21 protein-coding genes are annotated in these 26,953 nt (G+C 52.6%); 20 read left to right on the top strand and 1 reads right to left on the bottom strand.

All coding sequences use genetic code 11. The features are described 5' to 3' along the window. The first annotated feature begins 74 nt into the window (after positions 1 to 74). The 20 genes from HFE64_05995 to HFE64_05900 all read left to right on the top strand — a co-directional run bounded on the left by HFE64_05995 (position 75) and on the right by HFE64_05900 (position 26,230). Complete coding sequence (locus HFE64_05995) at positions 75 to 3,212, top strand: alpha-mannosidase (GenBank protein ID MCI8633016.1); 3,138 nt, start codon at positions 75 to 77, stop codon at positions 3,210 to 3,212. A gap of 70 nt (positions 3,213 to 3,282) precedes the next feature. Further along, positions 3,283 to 3,978 (top strand): UMP kinase, encoded by a 696-nt coding sequence (pyrH, locus tag HFE64_05990; protein MCI8633015.1) that lies wholly within the window; start codon positions 3,283 to 3,285, stop codon positions 3,976 to 3,978. Between the two features lie 61 nt (positions 3,979 to 4,039). Further along, on the top strand, positions 4,040 to 4,591 hold the full coding sequence (gene frr, locus HFE64_05985) for a ribosome recycling factor (protein MCI8633014.1): 552 nt from the start codon (positions 4,040 to 4,042) through the stop codon (positions 4,589 to 4,591). Between the two features lie 85 nt (positions 4,592 to 4,676). Then, complete coding sequence (gene uppS, locus HFE64_05980; protein MCI8633013.1) at positions 4,677 to 5,417, top strand: di-trans,poly-cis-decaprenylcistransferase; 741 nt, start codon at positions 4,677 to 4,679, stop codon at positions 5,415 to 5,417. Next, positions 5,414 to 6,244 (top strand): phosphatidate cytidylyltransferase, encoded by an 831-nt coding sequence (locus HFE64_05975; GenBank protein MCI8633012.1) that lies wholly within the window; start codon positions 5,414 to 5,416, stop codon positions 6,242 to 6,244. Before uppS ends, HFE64_05975 begins: the two co-directional genes overlap by 4 nt. A gap of 8 nt (positions 6,245 to 6,252) precedes the next feature. Beyond that, positions 6,253 to 7,413 carry a 1-deoxy-D-xylulose-5-phosphate reductoisomerase gene (locus HFE64_05970; protein MCI8633011.1) on the top strand — a complete coding sequence of 387 codons (1,161 nt, stop codon included), beginning with the start codon at positions 6,253 to 6,255 and terminating at the stop codon, positions 7,411 to 7,413. Positions 7,414 to 7,436: 23 nt separating this feature from the next. Next, on the top strand, positions 7,437 to 8,519 hold the full coding sequence (locus HFE64_05965; protein ID MCI8633010.1) for a site-2 protease family protein: 1,083 nt from the start codon (positions 7,437 to 7,439) through the stop codon (positions 8,517 to 8,519). Between the two features lie 17 nt (positions 8,520 to 8,536). Beyond that, on the top strand, positions 8,537 to 9,583 hold the full coding sequence (gene ispG, locus HFE64_05960; GenBank protein ID MCI8633009.1) for a flavodoxin-dependent (E)-4-hydroxy-3-methylbut-2-enyl-diphosphate synthase: 1,047 nt from the start codon (positions 8,537 to 8,539) through the stop codon (positions 9,581 to 9,583). Next, complete coding sequence (locus HFE64_05955) at positions 9,570 to 14,408, top strand: PolC-type DNA polymerase III (protein MCI8633008.1); 4,839 nt, start codon at positions 9,570 to 9,572, stop codon at positions 14,406 to 14,408. The genes ispG and HFE64_05955 overlap by 14 nt, the downstream gene beginning before the upstream one ends. A gap of 170 nt (positions 14,409 to 14,578) precedes the next feature. Then, the gene (locus HFE64_05950) at positions 14,579 to 14,998 is read left to right on the top strand and encodes a ribosome maturation factor RimP (protein MCI8633007.1); all 420 of its coding nucleotides are present in this window, start codon (positions 14,579 to 14,581) and stop codon (positions 14,996 to 14,998) included. A 25-nt stretch (positions 14,999 to 15,023) separates the two neighbouring features. Continuing rightward, positions 15,024 to 16,151, top strand: coding sequence for a transcription termination/antitermination protein NusA (gene nusA / locus HFE64_05945; protein MCI8633006.1), 1,128 nt, complete (start codon positions 15,024 to 15,026; stop codon positions 16,149 to 16,151). Beyond that, entirely contained in the window at positions 16,148 to 16,417 is a 270-nt protein-coding gene (locus tag HFE64_05940; GenBank protein ID MCI8633005.1) for a YlxR family protein, read from the top strand. The genes nusA and HFE64_05940 overlap by 4 nt, the downstream gene beginning before the upstream one ends. Then, positions 16,407 to 16,733, top strand: coding sequence for a 50S ribosomal protein L7ae (locus HFE64_05935; protein ID MCI8633004.1), 327 nt, complete (start codon positions 16,407 to 16,409; stop codon positions 16,731 to 16,733). Before HFE64_05940 ends, HFE64_05935 begins: the two co-directional genes overlap by 11 nt. 16 nt (positions 16,734 to 16,749) lie before the next feature. Beyond that, the gene (gene infB / locus HFE64_05930; GenBank protein ID MCI8633003.1) at positions 16,750 to 19,626 is read left to right on the top strand and encodes a translation initiation factor IF-2; all 2,877 of its coding nucleotides are present in this window, start codon (positions 16,750 to 16,752) and stop codon (positions 19,624 to 19,626) included. Between the two features lie 25 nt (positions 19,627 to 19,651). After that, entirely contained in the window at positions 19,652 to 20,053 is a 402-nt protein-coding gene (rbfA, locus tag HFE64_05925; GenBank protein ID MCI8633002.1) for a 30S ribosome-binding factor RbfA, read from the top strand. Then, positions 20,050 to 21,057 carry a bifunctional oligoribonuclease/PAP phosphatase NrnA gene (locus HFE64_05920; protein MCI8633001.1) on the top strand — a complete coding sequence of 336 codons (1,008 nt, stop codon included), beginning with the start codon at positions 20,050 to 20,052 and terminating at the stop codon, positions 21,055 to 21,057. The genes rbfA and HFE64_05920 overlap by 4 nt, the downstream gene beginning before the upstream one ends. Beyond that, positions 21,057 to 21,959, top strand: coding sequence for a tRNA pseudouridine(55) synthase TruB (truB, locus tag HFE64_05915; GenBank protein ID MCI8633000.1), 903 nt, complete (start codon positions 21,057 to 21,059; stop codon positions 21,957 to 21,959). The genes HFE64_05920 and truB overlap by 1 nt, the downstream gene beginning before the upstream one ends. Before the next feature lie 13 nt (positions 21,960 to 21,972). Beyond that, a complete protein-coding gene (locus tag HFE64_05910; protein MCI8632999.1) occupies positions 21,973 to 22,923 on the top strand; it encodes a bifunctional riboflavin kinase/FAD synthetase in 951 nt (316 codons plus the stop codon). Further along, positions 22,910 to 25,549, top strand: a complete 2,640-nt coding sequence (gene alaS, locus HFE64_05905) for an alanine--tRNA ligase (protein ID MCI8632998.1) — start codon at positions 22,910 to 22,912, stop codon at positions 25,547 to 25,549. Before HFE64_05910 ends, alaS begins: the two co-directional genes overlap by 14 nt. 120 nt (positions 25,550 to 25,669) lie before the next feature. After that, positions 25,670 to 26,230, top strand: coding sequence for a biotin transporter BioY (locus HFE64_05900; GenBank protein ID MCI8632997.1), 561 nt, complete (start codon positions 25,670 to 25,672; stop codon positions 26,228 to 26,230). An 18-nt stretch (positions 26,231 to 26,248) separates the two neighbouring features. On the opposite strand, the gene HFE64_05895 is transcribed toward HFE64_05900, so the two are convergent. Next, entirely contained in the window at positions 26,249 to 26,713 is a 465-nt protein-coding gene (locus tag HFE64_05895; GenBank protein MCI8632996.1) for a hypothetical protein, read from the bottom strand. Between the last annotated feature and the right edge of the window lie 240 nt (positions 26,714 to 26,953).

Here is a 26,953-nt window from a genome sequence, read left to right as displayed (position 1 = left end):
TGTGGGAAAATATTGATTGACGAAGAGAAAAGGGTATGCTACCATACAGATAATTGAAATCGAGGAGGTAGCATATGGGTATTATGCATGCAGAATGGACAGGCCGGCTTCGCCACTGGCTCAAAACCTTAAAAGAAGATTTTTATCAGCCGCTTGGGGAACTGGAGTGGTCTATATATCAGACGAAGGAGCAGCTTTCGCTGGAGGAGGCAAAGGAGCAGTCTTTTGTGCCCGTAAAGCCCGGTTATGTGTGGGGTGAGAAATACGAATACGGATGGATGAAGAGTCGGATTACCTTGCCAGAGGCAGCGGAAGGGGAGCGGATTGTTTTAAATCTGAATCCCGGAGGAGAATCTACTATTTTTGTTAATGATCAGGCTTTTGGGACGTTTCGGGCGGACTGGGTGAGAGAGCCGCATCATTATATGGTGGATAATACGCTGACGCGAAGCGGAAAAGCAGGGGCTGTTTATGAGCTTATGCTGGAAACCTATGCCGGACATTTCTTCCCGGAAAGCCCCTTGGGAGGCTGCGCAACGGGACCGGTGCTGCCCGGCAGCTATCAGGATCCTAAACAGGACGGCTCCAGAGCTGTATTAGGCAGCTGCAGCTATGGAATTTGGAATGAAGCTGCATATCAGTTGTATATGGATGTAGATACGCTGAATAAATTACTGGAGGTGCTCGATCCCAATTCGCTGCGCGCAGCGAAAATCGCAGAGGCGCTGGAGCGGTTCACGCTGACGGTGGATTTTGAGCAGGAGCGGGCGCTGCGCATTGCAGATTATGAAAGAGCCAGAGAGGAGCTCAGGCCTGTAATGCAGGCAGAAAACGGCAGCACGATGCCGGCATTTTATGCGATTGGCAACGCGCATTTGGATTTGGCATGGCTCTGGCCGATGGCGGAAACCTACCGTAAAACCGCAAGGACCTTTGCCGCGCAGCTGCGGCTGATCGAAGAGTACCCGGAGTATAAATTTATTCAAAGTCAGCCGGCCTCTTATGAAATGTGCCGTCAGTATTATCCGGAGCTCTTTGAACGGATTTTAAAGGCGGCTAAAACAGGGCAGTGGATTGCAGACGGCGCGATGTGGGTAGAGCCGGATACCAATATGAGCAGCGGCGAGGCGCTGATCCGCCAGCTACTTCATGGAAAACGGTATTATAAAGAAGTGTTTGATGTGGACAGTCAGGTGCTGTGGCTGCCGGATACATTTGGATATACAGCGGCGCTCCCGCAGATCCTGCAAGGCTGCGGCGTGCGCTATTTGGTGACGCAAAAGATTTTCTGGTCCTATAACGAGGGCGAGCAGTTCCCGTATCACTACTTTACCTGGGAGGGCATGGACGGCTCGAAGGTGGTCTCCTTCCTGCCGACAAGCTATACCTATTATACCTCCCCCACAGAAGCCAATAAAATCTGGAATCAGAGAACGCAAAAGCGGGATCTGGACGCATTTCTCTTTCCCTATGGCTACGGCGACGGAGGCGGAGGTCCTGCCCGCGATTATGTAGAATATGCAGAGCGGCAAAAAAATCTGGAGGGCGGCGTTAAAATGAAAATGGCCGGTCCTCAGGAGTTTTTTGAAGATATGCAGGCGGCGGGTGGCCCGAAGAATACTTACCGGGGAGAGCTCTATTTCAGTGCGCACCGAGGGACCTATACCGCGCAGGCAAAGGTGAAGGAAAACAACCGACGAGCCGAGCTTGCCATGCGGGAGCTGGAGTTTTGGGGAGCCATTGCGCAGGAGGCGGTGCAGGTCCCGTACCCGCTGGAGCAGGCCGATGCGCTCTGGAAGGAGCTGCTGCTGCATCAGTTCCATGATATTTTGCCAGGTTCCGGCATCGCCGAGATTTATCAGGAAGCCGAAAAAAGAATGGGCAGCATGATCGAGAAAGCACAGCAGCTGACGGAAGGAGCCGTCAAGGCGCTGACAGCAGAACCGGCAGAAGGAATGACAGTCTTTAATTCCTTGAGCTTCCCCAGAACGGCAATCCTTGAGCTGCCGGAGTCGATGAGCGGCGGAGTGCAGACAGCAGATGGCGAAGAGCTGCCTGTCGGCAGGAAGGGCGGCAAGGCGGCGGTCATGGTCAAGTTGCCGCCGTGCGGCGCGGTGTCGCTGGTGCCTTCGAATCGGGAAGCGAAGCAGCTTATGAATCAGGCGGTAGTCACGAAAACGCAGAGCGGCTATCTGATGGAGAATGGGCGCTTGAAGGCTCTGATCAATGAGCGGGGCGAGGTGATTTCGTATCGGCTGGCGGGGACGGACCGCGAGATGGCAGCTGAGCCCATGAACCGCCTGCGTCTGTACAAGGATGTGCCGCGCCTGTTTGATGCATGGGATATCGATTCTAATTATGTGCTGCAGGAGCTTCCGGGAGCGGAGCAGATCGAGGTCAGCGTGCTGCAGGAGAGCGGGATGGAGGCCGTGCTGGAGGTGCGCGGCAGGATTGGCAATTCGTCCTATAAACAGCAGATCCGGCTGCAGGCCGAGAGCGACCGGCTGGAATTTGAAACGGAAATTGACTGGAAGGAGCTGCACCGCCTGCTGAAGGTGGCATTTCCGGTCCAGATCTATACGGATACGGTGTATAATGAGATGCAGTTCGGCTATGTGGAGCGGCCGGTGCATCGCTCGCGGGCTTACGATAAGGACCGCTTTGAGGTATGCAATCACCGCTACAGCGCGCTATGCGACGGCAGCCATGGCGCAGCGGTACTGAATGATGCCAAATACGGGATGAGCGCTAATGAGAACGCGCTTGAATTAACGCTGCTCACAGCGTCGGCCAGCCCGGAGATGCGCGCCGACAACCGCATGCATCATTTTACCTATGCGTTTACGGCATGGGAGGGCAGCTTTGCCCAGTCGCCGGCAGTGCGCCAGGGCTATGAGCTGAATGTGAAGCCGCTTGCAGCAAAGGGCACGGCGCGCATAGCGCAAACAGGCTCACTGTTTACAGTGGACCAGCCCAATGTGATTTTGGAGACGGTCAAGCCGGCGGAGGATGGCAGCAAGGATCTGATTTTGCGTCTGTATGAGGCGCAGAAGGCGGCGGTTTCAGCCAAGCTAAGCTGGGCGCTTCCAGGCTATGAGGCATATGTGTGCGACATGCTGGAAAACGTGCAGGAGAAGCTGGAGGGCGAAGGAAGTTGCGAGCTGGATTTCCGGGCCTTTGAGATCAAAACGCTGCGCCTAAAGAAAGCCTGAGCTTGCGTAATGCGTCAAATTATGCTAAAATAAACAAAACGACAGGGACCAAGCAGAAAGGAAGCTTTCGATGTATAGACGAATTTTACTCAAGCTGAGCGGAGAAGCGCTTTCCGGCGGAAAAGGCTTTGGACTGGATGCAGAGACGACAAGAGCCGTGGCAAAGCAGGTAAAGGAAGCAGCGGAGACGGGTACACAGATTGCGATTGTGATTGGCGGCGGCAATTTTTGGCGCGGCCGCAGCGCAGAGGGCATTGACCGGGTCAAAGCAGATCAGATCGGCATGCTGGGCACGGTGATGAACTGCCTGTATGTTTCTGAAATTTTTCAAACAGAAGGCATGAAAACAGCCGTTTATACGCCGTATGCAATTGGACTTTATACCGAGATCTTTAATAAGGACAAGGCTGTGCGTGATCTGGAAGAAGGCAAGATTGTGTTCTTTGCCGGAGGCACGGGGCATCCGTTTTTCTCTACCGATATGGGGACAGCGCTTTATGCCGTGCAGACAGAGTGCGAGATGATTTTGATGGCCAAGAGTGTGGACGGTGTGTATGACAGCGATCCGGCTCTCAATGCGAATGCTAAAAAGTATGACAGATTGTCCTATCAGGAGCTGCTGAGCCAGAACCTAAAGGTGATTGATCTGCCGGCAGCCGCCTTCTGCATGGAAAATCAGATGCCGGCGCAGCTGTTTGCCCTGCAGGCAGAGCAGAGTATTTTGAAGGCTGTAAAAGGAGAAGCAATCGGGACGGTTCTGTACTGATTCTGTCCGCGATGCTTTGAAAGCTTTATAAAGTAAATCATGATAAAAGGAGGCTCATCACATGCAGGATATTGATCAGAGCAAAATCAGAATGGAGAAAGCGATTGTAAACTTGGACGAGGAGTTCAACACAATTCGGGTTGGACGGGCGAATCCCCATGTGTTAGACCGAATTACTGTGAACTATTACGGCACGCCGACACCGCTGCAGCAGGTAGGCAACATCTCTGTACCGGAGCCGCGTATGCTTTTGATTCAGCCGTGGGATGCCAGCTTGATTAAAGAGATCGAGAAGGCGCTGAACGCATCTGAGCTGGGGATCCATCCGACTTCAGACGGCAAGGTGGTGCGGCTCGTATTTCCGGAGCTCACGGAGGAGAAGAGAAAAGAAACCAGTAAAGAGGTAAAGAAAAAGGGAGAAGCGGCAAAGGTAGCGATTCGCAATATTCGCCGCGATATGATGGATGCGCTGAAAAAGCAGAAAAAAGAGAGTGAGATCACAGAGGATGATCAAAAGAATCTTGAAGAAAAGCTGCAGAAGATGACCGACGAGTTTATCAAAAAAGTAGATCAGCGCGTTGAAGCAAAGACGAAAGAGGTTATGTCTGTATAATTCCTGAAGGAGAATGAAAATATACAGGGCTGCATCGGCTGAAGCAGCCCTGATTCTTTATGAATTTGACGCGCAGGAGGAACATATGCAAGGGGCAGGAGTGAGCTCGGAGAAGCTTCCCCGCCATATTGCGATCATTTTGGATGGCAATAGGCGCTGGGCAAAGCAAAATGGAAAATTAAAGCAGCAGGGGCATAAGGCGGGCGCCGACAACATCGAGGTGATCGGCGATACGATGATCGAATGGGGCATCCCTTATCTGACGGTCTATGCCTTTTCGACAGAAAACTGGAAGCGCTCGCAGGATGAAGTATCCTATCTGATGGGCTTGATGAAGCGATATCTGATCAAAAATAAGAAGGATGCGCTGCGCAAGGGCATCCGTATTCGCGTAATTGGCGACCGGTCCCGGTTAACGCCCGATCTGCAGGAGCTGATTGGAGAAATCGAACGCGATACGGCCAAGATGGAGAAGCTCAATCTGACCTTTGCGATCAACTACGGCGGGCGGGACGAGATCCTAAGAGCCGTAAAAAAAATCGTCAAAGAAGCACAGGACGGCCAGACGGCGGCAGAAGCGCTGACGGAAGAAGGCTTTGCCGCTTATCTGGACACGAGAGAGCTGCCGGATCCGGATCTGATGATCCGCACCAGTGCGGAAGAGCGGATCAGCAATTTTCTGCTGTGGCAGCTGGCTTATAGTGAATTTTATTTTACCGACCGGCTGTGGCCGGATTTTTCACCGGCTGATCTGGCGCTGGCTGTGCAGGCCTATGCCGGGCGGCAGCGACGCTTTGGGGGACAAATAGAGGGGGAAAAAGCATGAAGGTTCGTATTTTTAGCGGAATTGCACTCATCTTAATATTTTCAGTGCTTTTAATTGCAGGAGGTCCGGTTTTATTATGCGCATTGTTTATTTTAAACATATTAGCGCTGTTTGAGCTGTATAATGCCATGCAGCGCAGCAAGCAGCACCAGCCCTTCCGGATTACCGGCATGGTAGCCAGCTTTGTACTATATGTGTGTCTGCTGCTTTTTAAAGAGCAGATCTGGAACGGTCATTTTATTCTGTATTTTTTTACACTTCTGATGATTGTGCTGATGGTGCTCTGTCTGGTGTTTTATCCCAAGCGGGGGATGGTGGATGCGGCGCTCACGGTATTTAGCATTGCCTATGTATCGCTGCTTTTTTCTTATGTCTATTTACTGCGCACAGCGCAAAATGGACAGTTTTATGTGTGGTACATTTTTGCAGCGTCCTGGGGTTGTGATACCTGTGCGTACTTTACGGGATATTATCTGGGAAAGCATAAGCTGTCGCCGGTTTTAAGCCCTAAAAAGACGATCGAAGGCGCCGTAGGCGGCGTGGTTGGTTCGATCCTGCTCTGTACGATCTATGGCATGATCATTGCCGGCCCCATGGAGGTAGACCGCGGCGTGATCTTAAAGGTATCGCTGCTGATCGGGCTTCTGGGCTCGCTGGTGGCACAGGTGGGAGATATCTTTGCCTCTTCGATTAAGCGTATGATGAAGATTAAGGACTATGGCAATTTGATTCCGGGGCATGGCGGAATTTTGGACCGGTTTGACAGCCTCCTTCTGGTTGCGCCGATCATTGTGATGATTTTAGAAGTATTTAAAGTGATAGGATAAAAAAAGCGATGAAGAACATAGTGATATTAGGAAGCACTGGTTCGATCGGAACGCAGACGCTGGACATCGTCAGAGCTGTGCCGGAGAAGCTGCATGTGAGTGCACTGGCTGCCGGAGGGAGCAGGCCGGAGCTGCTGGCGGAGCAGGTGCTTGAATTTCAGCCGCAGATGGTCGTTGTGTATGAGCCGGACGGATTAAAGGCCCTTAAGACCCTGCTCAAAGGAAAGGCGCCGGAGGCGCTGCAATACCGCTGCGGCATGGAGGGGCTGATGGAGGCCGCTGCGCTGCCGGAGGCGGAACTGGTCGTGACCTCCTTGGTAGGCATGATCGGCATTCAGCCAACGGTAGCGGCGATTGAGGCAGGAAAAAATATTGCGCTGGCTAATAAAGAGACATTGGTGTGCGCAGGCGCTTATATCATGCGGCTTGCTAAGCAAAAGAATGTTAAAATTCTGCCGGTGGACAGCGAGCATGGCGCGATTTTTCAGTGTCTTCAGGGAGTAAAAACAGAAGATGTGCATAAGATTATACTGACGGCCTCCGGAGGACCTTTTAGAGGAATGACGGCTGAGCAGCTAAAGAGCGTAACGCTTGCGCAGGCACTCGCCCACCCGAACTGGTCGATGGGCGCGAAGATTACGATCGACAGTGCCACGCTCATGAATAAGGGACTGGAAATGATCGAGGCAATGTGGCTTTTTGACAGAAAGCCGGAGGAGATCGAGCCGGTGATCCATCCGCAGAGCATCATTCATTCGATGGTGGAATTAAAGGACGGTTCCGTGCTGGCGCAGATGGCGGCGCCGGATATGCGGCTTCCGATTGAGGTAGCGCTTTTATATCCCGAGCGAGGGCCAAGAGCAGTGCCAGCGCTTGATTTTCAGAAACAGGGAGCCCTGACCTTTGAGCCCATTGATGAATCTGTATTTCCATCCACCGCCATGGCGCGCTATGCGATGGAAAGAGGAGGGCTCTATCCGGCGGTGTATAACGCGGCCAATGAGAGGGCCGTGGAATGGTTCCGGCTTGGCCGGATTGGCTTTAGTGAAATCTTTAGGGTCGTGGAACAGGCGCTGGAGGCCTATGACAGGCAGGAAAATACACAAAAGGAATATACGCTGGAAGAGGTAGTACAGATTCGGGGTTGGGTAGAAAAGCGGCTTTCATAAGGGCCGGGCTGAATGGAGGAAGTATGAGCATTATTCTGACGCTGCTGGTGTTTACAATCATCGTTGTGATCCATGAATGGGGACATTTTATCATGGCGCGCCACCATGGAATCCGGGTGGAGGAGTTTGCGATCGGCATGGGGCCGGCGCTGTGGAAGCATAAGACAAAAAAGGATATGATTTTTTCAGTGCGCCTCTTGCCAATCGGCGGGTTTTGCAAAATGAAGGGCGAAGAGCCGGAAGAGGGGCAGGAGGCAGATGAGGATTCTTTCACTGCCAAATCACCGGGAGCAAGGGCGAGCGTGGCGGCGGCAGGGCCGATCATGAATTTCATACTGGCCTTTGTTTTGCTGCTCATTTTTAATCTGTGCTATGGTTATGCCGATACAGAGGTGCAATCGGTGGAGGCGGATTATCCTGCCATGCAGGCAGGGCTGGAGGCGGGAGACCGTATTGTACAGCTGAATGGAGAGCGTATCCATGTGTATAATAAAATCAGCTTTTTGCTGATGAATTATCAGGCGGATGAAGAGGTGGAGCTGGTGGTAGAAAAGGCGGACGGCAGTGAGAAGACGCTGCGGTTTCCGCTGCGGTACGATGAAGAAAATCAGCGCTACCGGATGGGATTTACGGCAGGAAAATCAGGCGGCATAGGAGAACAGATTGCAAAAAAGGGATTTTTTAAGGCAGTATGGGATATGCTCAGCCAGAGCTTTTGGTATCTGTGCTTTGAGGTAGAGCTTACGATCCGCAGCTTTGCCATGCTGTTTACCGGTAAAATCGGACTGGATGCAGTGGCCGGACCCATCGGTATGGTCAGCGTGGTAGGCGAAACCTATCAGGCCGCGGCCTCTTACGGCATTATGGCGATTCTCAGCAGTATGTCCAGTCTGATGGTGCTCTTGAGCGCCAATTTGGGAGTGCTCAATCTGTTTCCGGTTCCGGGGCTGGACGGAAGCCGTTTAGTATTTTTAGGGCTGGAGAAAATTCGTAAAAAGCCGCTGAATCCGAAGCTGGAAAATACGATTTATTTAGTGGGCTTTATTTTATTATTTGGTCTGATGGCGGTGGTGGCGCTGAATGATGTGCTGCGGCTGTTCCAGTAAAAGGGGGACTACGGAGAATGCATACAAAAGAAGTGAATATTGGCGGCGTTAAGATCGGCGGTGAAAACCCGATTGCCATTCAGTCGATGACCAATACCAAGACAGCGGATGTGAAGGCAACGGTTGAGCAAATCTGCCGGCTGGAGGAGGCCGGCTGCGAAATCATCCGCTGTACGGTTCCGGATAGAGAGAGCGCACAGGCGCTGACGCAGATCAAAAAGCAGATTCATATCCCGCTGGTGGCGGATATTCATTTTGATTACCGCATGGCGATTGCCGCCATGGAAAACGGAGCGGATAAGATCCGCATCAATCCCGGCAATCTGGGCGGAGTAGAAAATCTGAAGAAGGTCGTAGAGGTCGCCAAGGAGCGTGAAATCCCCATCCGTGTAGGCGTAAACGGCGGATCGCTGGAGGCTGATCTGCTGCAAACCTATGGACATACAGCAAAGGCACTGAGCATGAGCGCCCTGCGGAATGTCCGCTATCTGGAGGAGCTTGGGTTTGAGGATATTGTCGTATCGATCAAGGCTTCTGAGGTCAGACGCTGCGTCGAAAGCTATGAGCTGTTTGCCAAAGAATGTACATATCCGTTGCATATTGGGATCACAGAGGCCGGCACGATCGAGGACGGCTCTATTAAATCGGCGCTGGGACTGGGTACTTTGCTATACGAGGGGCTGGGAGATACGCTGCGCGTTTCTTTGACCGGAGATCCGGTAGAGGAGGTGCGCGTGGCGCAGAAAATCCTGCATTTTATGGGACTGCGGCGGTTTGGAATCGAGTTCGTATCCTGCCCAACCTGCGGGAGAACCAATATTGATTTGATCGAGCTTGCCAATCAGGCACAGAAAGCACTGGCAGGGATTAAAAAGCCAATTAAAGTGGCCATCATGGGATGCATTGTCAATGGGCCGGGCGAAGCCAAGGAAGCCGATTTAGGAATCGCCGGCGGCAAAGGAGAAGGGCTGCTGTTTAGGAAAGGAGAAATCCTGCGCAAGGTGCCGGAGGATCAGCTTTTGGCAGCGCTGGTTGAAGAGGTGAAGGCCTATGACGCCGTATGACCGGTCGCTGATCGATGTTTTTCCGGGGGCTTTTCGGCAGGAGAGCGCCGGTCTGGCAGCAGGCGTGCAGGTGCTCAAGGTAGAGGTGTGCCAGAGCGCATGCAAAATGGACATCTATATTCGCTGCAGGCGGGCGCTTTCAGAGGATGAACGTGCCCTTTTGACGGCCTGTATCGATATATATATGGAAGGCCGGGTGCAGGTTTCGCTGATAGAAAACGAGCCGGTAAATCTGCAGCAAATGACGGACAATCAGAAAAAACAGGTGATACTCGAGAGGCTGCGTGAAGAGCAGCCTTCTTGCGCTGCCCTTTTGCATGCCATGCCGTTTTTGTTTGCACAGGGCCGGCTTGACATTCAGGTAAAACCGGCAGCGCTCAAGATTATGCGTTTGCGCCATACTAAGGAGAAGCTGGAAGAAATTCTTCAGTTCCTGGGAATGGAGTGCGAGGTCAGGCTCATAGAGAATGAAGCGGTCGAGCCAGAGGCAGAGCCTGTTTCGGCAGAGGCGCCGCCCAGCAGGCAGAGCAGGGCAGAAGAAGAGAGCCGGCCGGAGCTTCCCTGGGAGGAGGATGGAGCCGCCGAGGCGGCAAAAACGCTGCCGGATGATGCCTTTTTTGCCGCTTACGGAGCGGAGGAGCCGCTGCGCCCTGCCGAAAACAGCCGGCAGCAGATGCCGGCGGATCTGCCAGGCAGGGAAGCAGGCGATATAAAAGAAGAGGACATGCCGGTGGACAAAAAGAAAAAAAATCAGGTCATGTGCGGTAAGCCTATCAATACGAAGGATGAAATTCCGCTTGCCAGATGCGATGAGGAGCGGCGGATGGTAGTGACCCGCGGGATTATCAGTACGATTCACTGCCGGGAAATTCAAAACGGCAAAGCCATCTTAACGATTCGGATTACAGATTATATAGACAGTGTAGAGGTTAAGGCCTTTGTTGTGCACAAGACCTATAAAAGCCGGATGGAAACGCAGCTGGTAAAGGGCGCTACCATCCTTGTCAAAGGAAGTCTGCAGATGGATAGCTATGTGCAGGATCTGGTGCTGATGGCCAATCATATTACGCTGTGTGCAGAGCCTCTTCAGGTCAATGAGGAGAAAAAAAAGGAGCTGGAGGGGATGATTTTAGGCCGGCCCTTTGAGGGCGAAGCCGTAAGCATTAAAAGCGTATTAGGACAGGAGCCGGACAGGCCCGTGATTTTGCAAGGAGATATTATCCAGAGCGAAGGCAAGGAGATTCGAAATGGCCGCACGCTGATGACGATAGATATCACCGACTATACGGGTTCCATCTCCGTAAAGGCGTTTATGGAAACGGCTGATCTGGAAACAAAAGCCGGACTGATGAAAAAAGGCAAACAGATTAAAGTAAAGGGCCGCGTTAAATTTGATGATCAGTACGCACACGAATACCAGATGACAGCGGATGCGATCATTCCGACAAAGGACAGCTTAAAGCCAGAGCGGCAGGACACCTGTGAGGAAAAGAGGGTCGAGCTGCATGCGCATACCAAGATCAGTGAGATGGATGCCGTAGTATCACCGACGGATTTGGTCATGCAGGCGCATCGCTGGGGGCATCCGGCAGTGGCCATCACCGATCACGGCGTGGTGCAGGGCTTTCCGGAGGCAATGGATGCGGCCAAAAAATGCGGCATCAAGGTGATTTACGGCGTAGAGGCCTATTTGGTCGATGATTTAAAAACAGCCGTAGAGAATGATCAGGGACAGAGCTTCGAAGACCGGTTTGTTGTATTTGATATTGAGACAACCGGATTTAATAAAAAAGAGGATCAGATTCTGGAAATCGGCGCGGTGATGATAGAAAAGGGGAAAATCATAGATCGCTTTAGCCGGTTCATAGATCCACAGCGGCCGATCCCGGCCAGAATCACAGAGCTTACCTCTATTACGGATGAGGATGTCCGGGGGCAGGGGACAATTCAGGAGGTGCTGCCAGATTTTAAGGAATGGGCAGGCAGCAGTGTGCTGGTGGCCCATAATGCCGCGTTCGATACGGGTTTTATCCAAAATAAAAATGCGCAGCTAGGCGAGGCGCCGATGACCAATACGGTGGTCGATACATTGGAGCTGGCGCGGGGACTGTTTGAGCTGCGCCGCTATACGCTGGACTCTGTGGCGAAGCATTTGGACATATCATTGGAAAACCATCACCGGGCAGTGGACGATGCCGAAGCGACAGCGGAGATTTTTATAAAGTGTCTGGCTTTGCTGCGCGAGCAGGGCATAGAGGCGCTGTCACAGGTGAATGCATATATCCATAAAAACACCGATGTAAAGCGGCTGCGTTCGCATCATGCGGTGATTTTGGTGAAGAATCAGACGGGCCTGCGTAATCTGTATGAGCTGGTTTCGCTGGCGCATCTGGATTATTTTTACCGGCAGCCGCGGATTCCTAAAAGCGAGTATCTGCGGTTAAAGGAAGGGCTGCTGATCGGCACAGCCTGCGAGGCAGGCGAGCTGTACCAGGCTGTTCTGGAGAACGACGGGATGGAGACGCTGGAGCGTCTGGTCCGCTTTTATGATTATCTGGAAATTCAGCCAGTGGGAAACAATGCGTTTATGATTGCCGATCCGGACCGGGATAACGTAAACTCGGTAGAGGACCTGCAGGAGATCAATCGGCGGATTGTGCAGCTGGGGCTGGAGTATGATAAGCCGGTGGTGGCCACCTGCGACGTGCATTTCAAGGAACCGGAGGATGCTGTTTTCCGCAAGATCCTGATGGCCTCAAAGGGTTTTAAGGATGCGGACAATCAGGCGCCGCTGTATTTTAGAACGACCAATGAGATGCTGGAGGAGTTTGCCTATTTGGGCCCTGAGCTCTGCCATCAGGTGGTGATCGACAATCCGGTGCGGATCAGCGAAATGGTGGAGAAGATTCTGCCCATTCCGGACGGACAGTTTTCACCGGTGATTGAAGGCGCAGAGGAGGAGCTGCGTGATGCCGTATACGGAAAGGCAAAGGCCATGTACGGAGATCCGCTGCCGGAGGTTGTGGCAGCGCGTCTGGATCATGAGATGAAATGTATCATCAAAAACGGCTTTGCCACGCTCTATGTGCTGGCGAGGCGGTTGGTACTGCATTCGGTGGCCGATGGCTATTATGTGGGCTCGCGGGGATCGGTGGGCTCTTCCCTGGTGGCGACCATGGCGGAGATTACCGAGATCAATCCGCTACAGGCGCACTATTATTGCAAAAAATGTCAGTACAGCGATTTTGACTCTCCAGAGGTAAAGGCAAAGGCCGGTATGTCGGGCTTTGATCTGCCGGACAAGGTGTGTCCCGTGTGCGGTACGCCGCTGACGAAGGACGGACAGGAGATTCCGTTTGAGGTGTTCTTGGGCTTTGACGGCGATAAGGAGCCGGATATTGATCTGAACTTTTCCGGTGAATACCAGCCCAAGGCGCATGCCTATGTGGAGGAGATGTTTGGAACGGGTCATGTGTTTCGGGCGGGCACGATGGGCGGTTTGGCCGATAAAACGGCTTACGGAATGGTGCGCAAATATCTGGAGGAGCGCGGACAGACGGCCAGCAATGCTGAGATCAATTATCTGATCTCCGGCTGTTTGGATGTCAAGCGCACCACCGGGCAGCATCCCGGCGGTCAGATCATTGTACCGATGGGTTACAGCGTGTATGATTTCTGTCCGGTGCAGCATCCGGCCAACGATATGAATACGCCGATCGTAACGACGCATTTTGATTATAATCAGCTGCACGGCCGGTTGCTTAAGCTGGACATTCTGGGGCATGATGATCCTACGATGGTGCGTATGCTGGAGGATCTGACCCAGACAAAGGCCACAGAAGTGCCGCTAGATGATCCCAAGGTGATGTCACTGTTTTTAAATACTGATGCACTGGGCGTGACGCCGGAGCAGATCGGGAGCCCAGTGGGCACCTATGGCATCTCTGAGTTTGGTACGCGGTTCGTGCGGCAGATGCTGGTGGATACGAAGCCGCAGAATTTCTCGGATCTCGTGCGTATTTCAGGGCTTTCTCACGGGACAGATGTGTGGAATAATAATGCAAAGGATATCGTGGATCAGGGCATTGCGCCGATCTCAGAATGCATCTGTACGCGTGAGGATATCATGATTGATCTGATCCATCTGGGCATGGATAAGCTGCAGTCCTTTAAAATTATGGAGGCCGTGCGAAAGGGAAAAAAAGGACCAGGCCTTAAGCAAAGCGATATTGATGATATGATTGCACACGGCATTGAGCCATGGTATCTGGAATCCTGCAAAAAGATTCAGTACCTGTTTCCCAAGGGACATGCCGCCGCCTATGTGACTATGTCGCTGCGCATTGCCTATTACAAGGTGTACCACATGGAGGCCTATTACGCTGCCTTTTACACGATTCGCGCCGACAGCTTTGATTATGAGACGATGGCGCGCGGAGAAGAGCGGGCGCGCGAGGCCATGGCCGCAGTGGATGCCAAGTCCAAGGAGGAGCAGACGGCGAAGGATAAGGAGGTCCGTACGCTTTTGGAGCTTGTGATCGAATCCTATTGCCGGGGCATGGAATTTTTGCCGATCGATCTGTATGAGTCCGATCATCACAAATTCCGTATCATTGACGGCAAGCTGCTGCCGCCGTTTGATACCCTGAGCGGCATGGGCGCCACGGCAGCAGAGTCCATCGTGGAGGCGCGGCAGGAGGGAGAATTTCTGACCATCGAGGATTTTATCAACCGCACCAAGGTCAGCCGGACGATGGCCGAGACCATGAAGAGCCTGGGCATCATGGGCGATCTGCCGGACACCGATCAAATGAGCCTATTTTAATACTTGCATTTCATGCATGAAAGTGCTATAATATCCATAAAATATGGTAATGAGAGGAGTGAGCGAAGAGCTCACTCTTCTGTATTATAAGAGGGAAAACGGAGGGGAAAGTGAAAAAACAGGAGCTAATTGCATATGTAGAGTCCATAGCGCTCCCGCTTACGCAGCAAATGCACTACGAGCTGGTCGATGTGGATTATGTCAAAGAGGGACCCAACTGGTATTTAAAGGTATTCGCCGACAAAGAGGGCGGCTTTTCGATCAACGACTGCGTCGATCTGAGCCATGCGCTGGAGAAAGAGCTAGAAAAGCAGGATCCGATCGAGACGGCCTATATCCTGGAGGTCAGCTCTCCGGGGCTTGACCGGCCCCTTAAAAAAGACAAGGATTATGCCAGAAGCATTGGCAAGCTGGTCGATGTCAAGCTGTATCAGCCGTCAGAGGCGGCCGGAGGCCAAAAAAGCTTTCAGGCCAAGCTTTTGAGCTACGATCCGCAGACAGAAGCAGCAGAGCTGGAGCTGGAGGATGGAACCAGTCTTCAGGTGATGAAAAAAGAAATGTCCAGTATCAGGCTGGCCGTGGTTTTTTAAACATATTAAGGAGGAATTGGAAAAAATGAACGAATTGATTCAGGCTTTGGAGCAGCTCCAAGCGGAAAAGGGGATTGACAAAGAGGTCATCTTTGAAGCGATTGAGGCGTCGCTGGTGACAGCCTGTAAAAAGAATTTCGGAACCTCGCAGAATGTCACTGTGAATATGGACCGGAATAAAGGAACTGTTCGGGTGCTGGCCTGGAAGAACGTGGTAGAAGAAGTGACGGATCCGGCGCTGGAGATTCTGGTGGACGAGGCGGTCAAAATCAACGCCAATTATAAGGTGGGCGACGTATGTGAAATAGAAGTAACGCCTAAAAATTTTGGCCGCATTGCGGCCCAGAACGCGAAGCAGGTCGTTGTGCAGAAGCTGCGGGAGGCGGAGCGCGGCATTGTATACGGCGAATATAAGGGTAAGGAACGCGATATGGTGTCGGGACTGATTCAGCGCAAAGAGAAGGGAAATGTGTACCTCAATCTGGGCAAGATCGAGGCGCTTCTGGCACCGAAGGAGCAGATCCCGGGAGAGCCCTATGCGATGAACCAGCGGATCAAGGCCTATGTGCTGGAGGTGAAAAACGGACAGCGCGGCCCGATGGTGATGGTGTCCAGAACGCACCCGGAGCTGATCAAGCGGCTGTTTGAGCAGGAGGTGCCGGAAATTCATGATGGTATCGTGATGATCAAGAGCATTTCCCGCGAGGCCGGCTCCAGATCAAAGATTGCCGTGTACAGCAAGGATCCGATGGTAGATCCGCTGGGGGCCTGCGTGGGCCCAAGCGGAAACCGCGTAAATACCATCGTGCATGAGCTGGCGGGAGAGAAGATCGATATTGTGATCTGGAACGAGGAACCGGCTCGGTTTATCGCTGCGGCGCTGAGCCCGGCAGAGGTGGACCGGGTAGAGGTGGACAAAGAGGGCTTTACGGCTACGGTTGTCGTGCCGGATCATCAGCTTTCTTTGGCGATTGGTAAGGAAGGACAGAACGCGCGGCTGGCAGCGCGGCTGACAGGATACAAAATCGATATCAAGAGTGAAACGCAGGCAGCTCAGGAAGCGGAGGAAGAGGAGTACGAATACGAGTACGAGTTCGTAGAAGAAGACGAAGATGAGCTGACCATGGATGAGAGCATTGGTGAAGAAGAATGAAAATGCGAAAAACCCCGAGGCGTAAATGCATGGGGTGTCAGGAAGTGCAGGATAAAAAGAATCTGATCCGCGTTGTGCGGTCTCCGGAAGGAGAAATCAGTATCGATCTGACCGGACGAAAGGCAGGACGGGGCGCATACCTGTGTCCAAAGGCGGAATGTCTGGAGAAGGCGATTAAAACAAAGGCGCTGGAGCGGTCCTTAGAGGTAACGATGGAAGCGGCGCTCTATGATACATTGAGAAAAGAGCTGTCGGATGATGAATGAACAGAAAAAACCAAGAGCATTGTTTATGCTGGGGCTCTGCCGGAAGGCGGGAAAAAGCCGGAGCGGAGAGGAGCTCTGCGAGGAGGCCATACGAAGCCAAAAGGCGTGTGTGGTGCTGATTGCGCAGGATGCGTCCCCCAATACCTATAAGAAATTCCATGATAAATGCAGGTTTTATTCAGTGCCGATCATCGATACTCCTTTTTCTAAGGAAGAGCTGGGCGCTGCCATGGGGCAGACGGAGCGTTCCTGCGTTGCGATTTGTGAACAGGGCCTGGCTAAAGGATTAACGGAAGTTTTGCAGAAAAATGCATAGATGAGGTGGAAAAATAGTGGCAAAAATCAGAGTACAACAATTGGCAAAAGAGCTCAACGTACCGGTGCAGGAGATTATGAAAAAGCTGGAGGGGCTGGGAATTTTTGTTCCCAATCCGATGAGCACACTGGAACCGGCGGAGGTAGTGAAGATCAAATCCCTCATTACCGGCAAGAAAATTACAATGGTAAGAAAAAAGGTGGTCAAGACGGCGCCTGCGGAAGCGACGGAAAAGAAGGCAGAAGCCAAGGAGAAGCCGGCAGAGGCGGCTGAAGAGAAAAAGGCAGCGCCTGCAAAACCAGCGGAAGTGAAGGCTGAGGCAAAAGCAGAGGCAAAGGCGGAGCCGGCCAAAGAAGAAAAGAAGCCGGAAGCGGTAAAGGCAGCCGAAAAGCCGGAGAAGGCTCCAGAGACAAAGCCGGCAGAGGCGGCTTCTGCTAAGCCGGAGAAGTCAGCTTCTCAGCAGTCAGAAAAAGCCAAAGAGGAAAAGCCGGCGGCGGAAGCTGCGAAAGCGCGTCAGGAAACAGCAGGAGCGCAGCAAAGAGGCGGTGAGCGCAGACCGCGGACCGAGGGCGGTATGCAGGACAGAAGACAAAGCCGCAGCGGCGACGGAAGGCGCACAGGAGGCGCTCGCCCGGCCGATGGCCGCAGCAGTGAAGGCCGGGGCGGAGAGAATCGCCGGTATGGCGCGCAGGGCGGCGAACGCAGTGCAAACGGCTCTTATAACCGAAATGCAGGCGGCCGCAGCGGTGATAGCCGCGGCAGCGATAATCGGAGCGGTGAAGGCCGGCGCTATAATAACAATAACGGCAGCGGACGAGGCAGCCAGAGCGGCGATAGAAGCACAGGCGGCTATAACAGAGGCGGTCAGGACCATCGCCGCAGCGAAGGCAGAAGGAGCAGCGCTGATTTTCTGGATACGGGCCTGGCGATTCCGGAGCGTCCAAAGCTGGATGAAAAGCCGGTGAAGAAAAATGACCGGATCCGCAAGGAAAAACAGAAAAACACAGCCACTGAAGAATATAAGAATAAGAAAAATAAGCTGATGCAGGAGGCCAATTATCTGGAGGATGACCGTCTGGCCAGACACAAGAAAAAAGGCCCCAAGAAGCCGGTAGAGCGCCAGGCTGTGCAGGAGGAGGAGATCTCTATCATTGCACTGCCGGACAGCATGACGGTAAAAGAGTTTGCCGATATGCTGCACAAGCCGATTAACCAGATCATCAAGGCTTTGATGGGCAAGGGCATTATGGCAGGGCTTAATCAGATGATTGAATTTGAGCAGGCCGAAGAGCTGGCGATGGATATGGGCATTTTGGTAGAGCATCAGGTGGAAGAGGATATCTTTGCCGCCTACGCCAATCATGAAGAGGACAGCGAAGAGGATATGGCAACCAGACCTCCGGTCGTGGTTGTTATGGGACATGTCGATCATGGTAAAACCTCGTTGCTGGATGCGATCCGCGATACCAAGGTCACCGAAGGAGAGGCCGGCGGTATTACGCAGCACATCGGTGCTTCTGTGGTAGAGATTGAGGGACGCAAGATCACATTTTTAGATACGCCCGGACATGAGGCCTTTACGGCCATGCGTATGCGCGGCGCGCAGGTAACCGATATCGCGATCCTAGTAGTGGCCGCAGACGACGGCGTAATGCCGCAGACAGTGGAAGCCATCAATCATGCCAAGGCAGCCGGCATCCAGATCATCGTAGCCATTAACAAGATGGATAAGCCGGGAGCAAATCCGGATCGGGTGAAGCAGGAGCTCACGGAGCACGGCCTGATTGCAGAGGATTGGGGCGGTACGACGATCTGCGTTCCGGTCTCTGCCAAGAAAAGAGAAGGCATTGACAATCTGCTGGAGATGGTGCTTCTGGTGGCAGATATGGGAGAGTTAAAGGCAAATCCCAATTGCTTGGCCTCCGGAACCGTAGTAGAATCTCAGCTAGACCGCGGCCGCGGAGCTGTGGCGACAGTGCTTGTACAGCGCGGAACGCTGCATGTGGGCGATACCATTGTGGCCGGCAGTGCCTTCGGCAGAGTCAAGGCCATGGTGGATGATAAAGGCCGCCGCGTGAAGGAGGCAGGTCCTTCTAAGCCGGTGGAAATCATTGGCCTTAATGAGGTACCGGCGGCAGGAGAAACCTTCTATCATACGGAGACAGAGAGAGAAGCGCGCCTGCTGGCAGAAAAAGTGAGCGCAAGAGAAAGAACGAAGCTGATCGAGGGCAATAAGAAGGTCAACCTGAACGATCTGTTTGGCGATATCCAGGCCGGCAATGTGAAAGAATTAAACATTGTAGTAAAAGCAGATGTGCAGGGCTCGGTAGAAGCTGTGAAGCAGAGTCTGGAGAAGCTTTCCAATGAAGAAGTAAGCGTAAAGGTCATTCACGGTGCGGTCGGTGCTGTCAACGAATCCGATGTAATGCTGGCTTCAGCTTCTAATTCGATTATTATTGGCTTTAATGTACGCCCCGATGCTTCTGCAAAATCCGTAGCCGAAGAGCAGAAGGTAGATGTTCGCTTATACCGCGTTATCTATAATGCCATTGAGGATATCGAAGCAGCCATGAAGGGTATGCTGGATCCGGAATTCCAAGAGAAGGTGATCGGCCATGCCGAAGTGCGGCAGGTGTTTAAGGCTTCTGGAGTAGGCACCATTGCCGGCTCTTATGTAACAGATGGAAAAATCAACCGCAATGCATCGGCACGGCTGGTGCGCGACGGCATTGTCATCCATGAAGGGGCGCTTGGATCGCTGCGGCGCTTTAAGGATGATGTCAAAGAGGTGAATACCGGCTTTGAATGCGGTATCATGTTTGAAAAATACAGCGATATTAAAGAAGGCGATGTGATCGAAGCCTTCATTATGGAAGAAATTAAACGCGACTAAATGCGGCAGCATGAGAGGAAACAGAATGCAGACAAGAAGAAATCAAAACAGAGGCGTGCGGATCAATGAAGCGGTGAGAGAGGAAATGGCGCTTATTTTGCGCGATCTTAAGGATCCTCGCATCGATATGATGACCTCCATCGTGAAAACGGATATCACACGGGATCTGAAATACTGCAAGATCTATGTGAGCGTTCTGGGAGACGAGGTCAAAAAGGAAGAGGTGCAGGCAGCCCTAAAGTCGGCCAGCGGTTATATCCGGCGCGAGCTGGCCAGGAGGCTGAATCTGCGCAATACGCCGGAGCTTACTTTCCTCATGGATGATTCGATTGAATACAGCATCCACATAGGCGAGCGCTTCAAGGAGATTCAGCAGGAGGACGAAGCCAGGCACAGGCTGCAGGAAAATCCGGAGGAGGAAGCATGAGCCGGGAAGAATTTGCGAAGCAGCTGCTTCGGTTTATGAGCCGGTATGACCGCTTTTTGCTGAGCGGTCATATCCGGCCCGACGGCGACAGTGTGGGCGTTTGCACAGCCATGGCGCTGGCACTGCAGAATATGGGCAAGGAGGCCTGCATTGTATTTGACGGCGATGCAAGCCGGTATACGAGTATCGTGCCTCGGGTTCCGGCTCTGCCGGAGGAGCTGGCAGTTAAAGATGCCGGAAAGTTCTTTAAAACAGGGACAAGCTATGCGTTTATGATGATGGACTGCTCAGAACCGGAGCGCACCGGGCGGGCGGCGGATGCGATCATGACGGCTGAGGCCAGTATGACGATCGATCATCATATTACCAGCAAGGAAACGGCAGATTTTAATTATACAGAAGCCCAAACGGGCTCGACATGTGAAATTCTGTATGCGCTTTTCAAGCTGGCGCAGGTGCCGATCACGCAGGAGATGGCGACCGCGCTGTTTATGGGAGCGGCCTTTGATACAGGAGGCTTCCGCCACAGCAATACGACGGCAGATACCTACGCCATGGCGGCCGATCTGAAGGCAAAGGGCGTTGACAGCACCTTTTTGCTGAATTATCTTTTCCACACGCGCAAGTTTATCGAAGCAAGGGCCATGAGCGCCGCGCTGAAAAACGCTAAGCTTTATGAAGGAGGCATCCTGATCTCCTGCATGACGCAGCGGGACTTCTTTATGATGGGAATGAATGCGAAGGATGCAGACGGCGTCGTCGGCAGTCTGATGGAGATCGAAGAGGCGCAGGTGGCCTGTTATCTGCGCGAGATCGAGGACGGCCTGATCCGCGTGAATATGCGGTCAAGAGAAACAGTGAATGTGGCCCGCATCGCGCAGCTTTTTGGCGGCGGCGGCCATGTGCAGGCAGCCGGCTGCACAGTAGAAGAGCCGATGCTGCTGGTTAAGGAAAAGCTGCTGGAGGCAATCCGCCGCCAGCTGACAGAGGAAGTCAAGGCGTGATGGAACTAAATGGCGTCATCAATCTTTATAAGGAAAAGGGCTTTACCTCCCACGATGCAATTGCGGTGCTGCGCGGCATTTTGAAGGTTAAAAAAATCGGACATACCGGAACGCTGGATCCAGATGCGACAGGCGTGCTGCCGGTCTGCGTCGGCAAAGCAACCAAGGTAGCGCAGCTCATTATGGGGAGCGACAAGGAGTACATCGCGGAGCTCGCCTTTGGCAGCGAGACAGATACGCAGGATGCCTCGGGCAAAGTGCTGCAAACCTTTGACTATGAGTATGATCCCCGAAAGGTGGAGGAGGCCGTGCAGTCCTTTGCCGGCAGCTACGATCAGGTTCCGCCCATGTATTCAGCGCTCAAGGTAGGCGGGATGAAGCTCTATGAGCTGGCGCGCGAGGGCATGGAGGTCGAACGTGCCTCCCGGACGGTGCAGATCCAAGAGATTGCCCTTTTAGCACAGAGCGCCGCAGGCGCAAAAATTCGCGTGCGCTGCTCTAAAGGGACGTATATCCGTACGCTGTGTGAGGATATTGGCCGGCAGTTAGGCTACGGAGCCCATATGCTGAGTCTGGAGAGGGTCCAGACAGGGCCTTACCGGGTAGAGGACAGCTACCGGATCGATGAGATCCGGACCCTGCAGCAGCAGGGCAGAAGCGCAGAATTTTTACAGGATCTGAATGCATTATTTATGGATCTGGCAGTGAAGCAGGTGATTCCAGAGGAGGATATTTTGCTGCGAAACGGCAACTATCTGACATATCCAGCCGCAGAGGTGGGCGCTCAGATGGGCCAGGTGTTTAGAATGCAGACCTCCGATGGAAAGCTGGCCGGTCTATACCGGGTGACGGAGCTGCTGGGCGAGCAGACACGCCTGAGAGCCTATAAGATGTTTGTGTAAGGAGAAAAGCTTGATGCAGGTGATCAGAGAGACCGTGCAAACGGCCATGAGAAAGCAGGCAGAGCCGGCGGTTGTCGTATTGGGGAATTTTGACGGTGTACACCGAGGGCACCGGCTGCTGCTCGAACAAGCGGATCAGATAGCTAAGCGGCAGGGGCTTTTGCGGCGCGTCCTCACCTTTGCGCCGCATCCCAAGCAGGCCATGGGGCAGGAAGGCTTTAAGCTGATCTATGAGGAAGAGCAAAAAATTGCCCTGATGAAAGAAACAGGGCTGGTGGACGAGCTGATCCTTTTAACCTTTGATCAGAAGCTGCAGGGCATGCCGGCCAAAGAATTTTTTGCGTCTGTTTTGCAGCAGCGCTGCCACGCACAGGCGGTGGTCGTAGGAGATAATTTCCGGTTTGGCCGCGGCGGAGAAGGGGATGCCGCTTTGCTGCAGGGGCTTTGCGAAGAAAGCGGAAAGCAGTGTGCGGTCGTCAGCAGAAGAAAGGCAGGCGATATACCGATCTCCAGCAGCAGGATTCGGACGCTTTTGGAAGCTGGACAGCTGGAAGAGGCAGCCTTATTGCTGGGACGGCCGTATTTTGTGGAAGGAACCGTAAAAAAGGGCAAGCAGCTAGGGCAGAAAATGCAGACCCCGACGATCAATATCCCCATGGAGGAAAAGCGGCTGGCGCCGAAAAGTGGCGTTTATATTTCAAAAACATATATTGGGAAAGAGTGCTTTCCCAGCATTTCTAATGTGGGACACAATCCGACGGTGGGCGGAGAAAGCCTGCGCACAGAAACGCATATTTTGGATTTTTCCGGTGATCTGTATGGATGCAGGATCCGCGTAGAGCTTTTAAAGTTTCTGCGGCCGGAAATTCGGTTTGAAAGCGTAGAGGCGCTTTATTATCAGCTGGCTAAGGATGTAAAGCGTGCAAAGGATTATTTTTTGGAGGAGAATCATGAAGAAATATAGTGTCAATGAGCTAAGAGAAATGTTTCTTTCCTTTTTTGAATCAAAGGAGCATTTGCGGATGAAGAGTTTCCCGTTGGTGCCGCAAAATGACAAGAGCCTGCTTTTGATCAACGCAGGCATGGCACCGCTGAAGCCGTATTTTACCGGGCAGGAGATTCCGCCGAAAAGACGTGTGACGACCTGTCAGAAATGTATTCGGACAAGCGATATCGAAAATGTAGGCAAGACGGCGCGGCACGGCACCTTTTTTGAAATGCTGGGCAACTTTTCCTTTGGCGATTATTTTAAAAGAGAAGCCATTCATTGGACCTGGGAATTTTTAACCGAGGTGGTGGGACTGGATAAGGACCGATTATACCCTTCGGTATATCTGGATGATGATGAAGCCTTTCAGATCTGGAATGAGGAGATCGGCATTCCGGCCGAGCGCATTTTCCGCTTCGGCAAAGAAGACAATTTCTGGGAGCATGGAGCAGGCCCCTGCGGCCCCTGCTCGGAGGTGTATTATGACCGCGGTGAAAAGTATGGCTGCGGCAAGCCGGGCTGTACGGTGGGCTGTGACTGCGACCGCTACATGGAGGTCTGGAACGACGTATTTACTCAGTTTGAAGGCGACGGCGAAGGCGGATATACGGAGCTGAAAAATAAGAATATCGACACCGGTATGGGTCTGGAGCGATTGGCTGTGGCCGTACAGGATGTAGAATCGATGTTTGATATTGATACGATGAAGGCGATCCGCGACAGCGTTTGCCGCATTGCGGGCGTTGCATACGGAAAAGAGCATGAGACGGATGTATCGATTCGCGTGATTACCGATCATGTGCGTTCGGTGACCTTCATGACTTCGGATGGCGTGCTGCCGTCTAATGATGGCAGAGGCTATGTGCTGCGCCGTTTGCTGCGCCGTGCAGCGCGTCACGGCCGTCTGCTGGGGATTAAAAGACCGTTTTTGACCGAGGTTGCGGATGTGGTGATTGAAAATTCTAAGGATGCCTATCCGGAGCTGAGCGATAAGCAGGAGTACATTAATAAGGTGCTTTCCAGTGAGGAGGAGAAGTTCTACCAGACGCTGGACAGCGGTTTGGCAATTCTGAAGGGCTATATGGAGGAGCTCACGGCGGCCGGCGAGAAGATGCTGAGTGCGGAGCGGGTGTTTAAGCTGTATGATACGTATGGCTTCCCGGTGGATCTGACGCAGGAGATTCTGCAGGAGCAGGGCCTGACGCTGGATGAAGAGGGTTTTAGCAAAGAGATGCAGGCGCAGCGGGAGCGTGCCAGAAATGCGCGCGGCGAGACCAACTATATGGGCGCACAGGAGACGATCTATCATGAGCTGGATCCGGCGATGGTGACAGAGTTTGACGGATATGACCGTCTGTGGATGGTGGAGGCGGAGATTCTGGCGATGACTGGGGAAGGGGAGATTCTGTACACGGCGATGCCGGGAACACAGGTGACGATCTTTACAGATAAAACGCCGTTCTATGCTACGATGGGCGGACAAGAGGGCGATCAGGGCACCCTTCAGACCGATACCGGTTTGGTAGAGGTGGACAGCACCATTAAGGCCATCGGAGATAAAATCGGTCATGTGGGCACGGTTTTAGAGGGCATGATTACCGTCGGACAGAAGGCTAAGCTGGTGGTGGACGAGCAAAACAGAATGGCCACAGCCAGAAATCATAGCGCGACGCATCTGCTGCAGAAGGCGCTGCGCAATGTGCTGGGATCGCATGTAGAGCAGGCAGGCTCTTATGTGACGGCTGATCGGCTGCGCTTTGACTTTACGCATTTTCAGGCAATGACGCCGCAGGAGCTGGGCAGAGTTGAGCGTGAGGTCAATCGTCAGATTCTGGCGGGCCTTGCGGTGAAGACAGATGTGATGACGATGGAAGAAGCGCGAAAGAGCGGAGCGATGGCTCTGTTCGGAGAAAAATACGGCAGCTCGGTGCGCGTGGTCTCGATGGGAGACTATAGCAAGGAGCTGTGCGGCGGTACGCATCTTAAGAATACGGCGCAGGCAGGCAGCTTTAAAATCATTTCCGAGAATGGCGTAGCGGCCGGCGTGAGACGAATTGAGGCGCTTACGGGCGAGGGTGCTTTAGCCTATTATGAGAAGCAGGAGGAGGAGCTGCAGCAGGCAGCTTCGGCGCTGAAGACCAGTAAGGAGCGGCTGGTAGAGGCGGCGGCTGGTTTGACAGAGCAGGTCAAGGAGCTGCAGCGCCAGCTGGCGGCCCTGCAAAGTAAGATGGCGACGGGCACGGCAGAGGAGCTCCTGCAGAAGGCAGAGAAGATCGGTGATATTGCGCTGCTGGCGGCATATCAGCCGGAGCTGGATGCGAATGCGCTGCGTCAGCTGGGCGATAGCCTGAAGGATAAGCTGGGAGAATGCGTGATCATTCTGGGAAGTGGAAAGGATAAGCTTCAGTTTGTTGTCATGGCCACAGAGGCCGCGGTTAAGGCGGGTGCCCACGCAGGCAACATTGTGAAAGAGGCAGCCAAAACCGCAGGCGGCGGCGGCGGTGGCCGGCCTAACATGGCACAGGCCGGCGGCAAGGATGCTGGCAAAGCAGAAGAGGCCATTCAGGCAGCGAAAGAGATGGCGCGCATGCAGCTTCAATAAAAGATAGAGCATCAAGGAGATTGTCACCCTATTATAAATATTAGGTTGACAATCTCCTTTTGTTGTTTTATAATAGGCTTCGGAATCATGATTTACATTACAACAGGAGAAAGTAAAAAGATGACGAAGACACTAGGACGAACGCATGAAATGGTATATATTGCTGTTTTTGCGGTGCTGATTGCCGTATGTTCATGGATATCGATTCCTACGGAAATTCCATTTACACTGCAGACCATGGGCGTTGTTTTAGCCGGCGGTATTTTGGGCGGCAAACGTGCTACGATCGCAGTGCTGGTCTACATACTTCTTGGTGCCGTAGGCGTACCGGTCTTTTCTGGATTTACCGGAGGACTGAGTATTTTGGCAGGGACAACAGGCGGCTATATTATTGGATTTTTGGGGACAACATTGGTGATGTGGCTGATGCAGCGCTGCTTTGGAAACAAGCTGCCGGTGCTGATCCTTTCTATGGTGCTGGGAATTTTGGTATGCTATGCCTTTGGGACACTTTGGTTTGCCGTTGTGTATGCTAAAACGATGGGAGCTACGGGCCTGCTGACGATCTTGGGCTGGTGCGTATTTCCGTTTATCATTCCGGACCTCATCAAAATTGCAGTCGCTATTTTAATCATAAGCTCGTTGCAAAAAGTAACAGGGCGCCGTTTCTCTCAGGAATGAGAGAAAGGCGCCTAGCCTTTAGGCAGCGTTTTTAGAAAGGCGAAGGCCTTCGCGCAGGGTCCGCTTTTCCAGAGCGATCAGCTCGCCGACCAGATGCTGGGATTTGCTGGTAGCCAGAGGATAGCGCCTTAGATCATTCATAAGAGACTTAAGAGCCATGCGAGCACCTAAAATAAGGGTTTTGGAGATTCGCTTTTCTGGGTTACGCGGTGAAACCTGCATCGCGACAAAGCGGGTACGCATTTTGGCCATGGGGCCGATATCGCGGGGCGCTGTTAAATAGGGACGCATCTGCTCGGCGGCGATAGCCATAATGCGCCGGTGCTCATGCGCTAGGTCTAAAAGAAGATTCTTGGTCTTTTCACAGCTGCTTTTTTCAATCAGGCGGTGTACGCTGTCTATACCCATCTGACACCCCTGATACACATGATTTAAAAGCTCCTGCGTTTCATATGAAATTGGTTTTGCTTTGCTGATTGACATATCCTTTCCTCCATTTGAATTGTATGCTATGGTATGACTGCTAATAATATGGCTAAAATGAAAGGGCTTCATACAGGCAGAAGCCAAATAAGCAAGATTGATTATAATCAAATCATGTCTTGTTAAACTAAAGGAAAAAACCTATACTAAAAAAGAAAAATCAAACTTGTAAAGAAGGGAGAGATGAAAGATGAAACGAGATAGCAGGTGTGTGATTTGACGGAAATCTTTTACTTTTTT

The sequence above is a fragment of the Lachnospiraceae bacterium genome (assembly GCA_022794035.1).
Classification (GTDB): Bacteria; Bacillota; Clostridia; order Lachnospirales; family Bianqueaceae; genus CALWPV01.
This window is presented reverse-complemented; position numbering and strand designations above follow the sequence as displayed.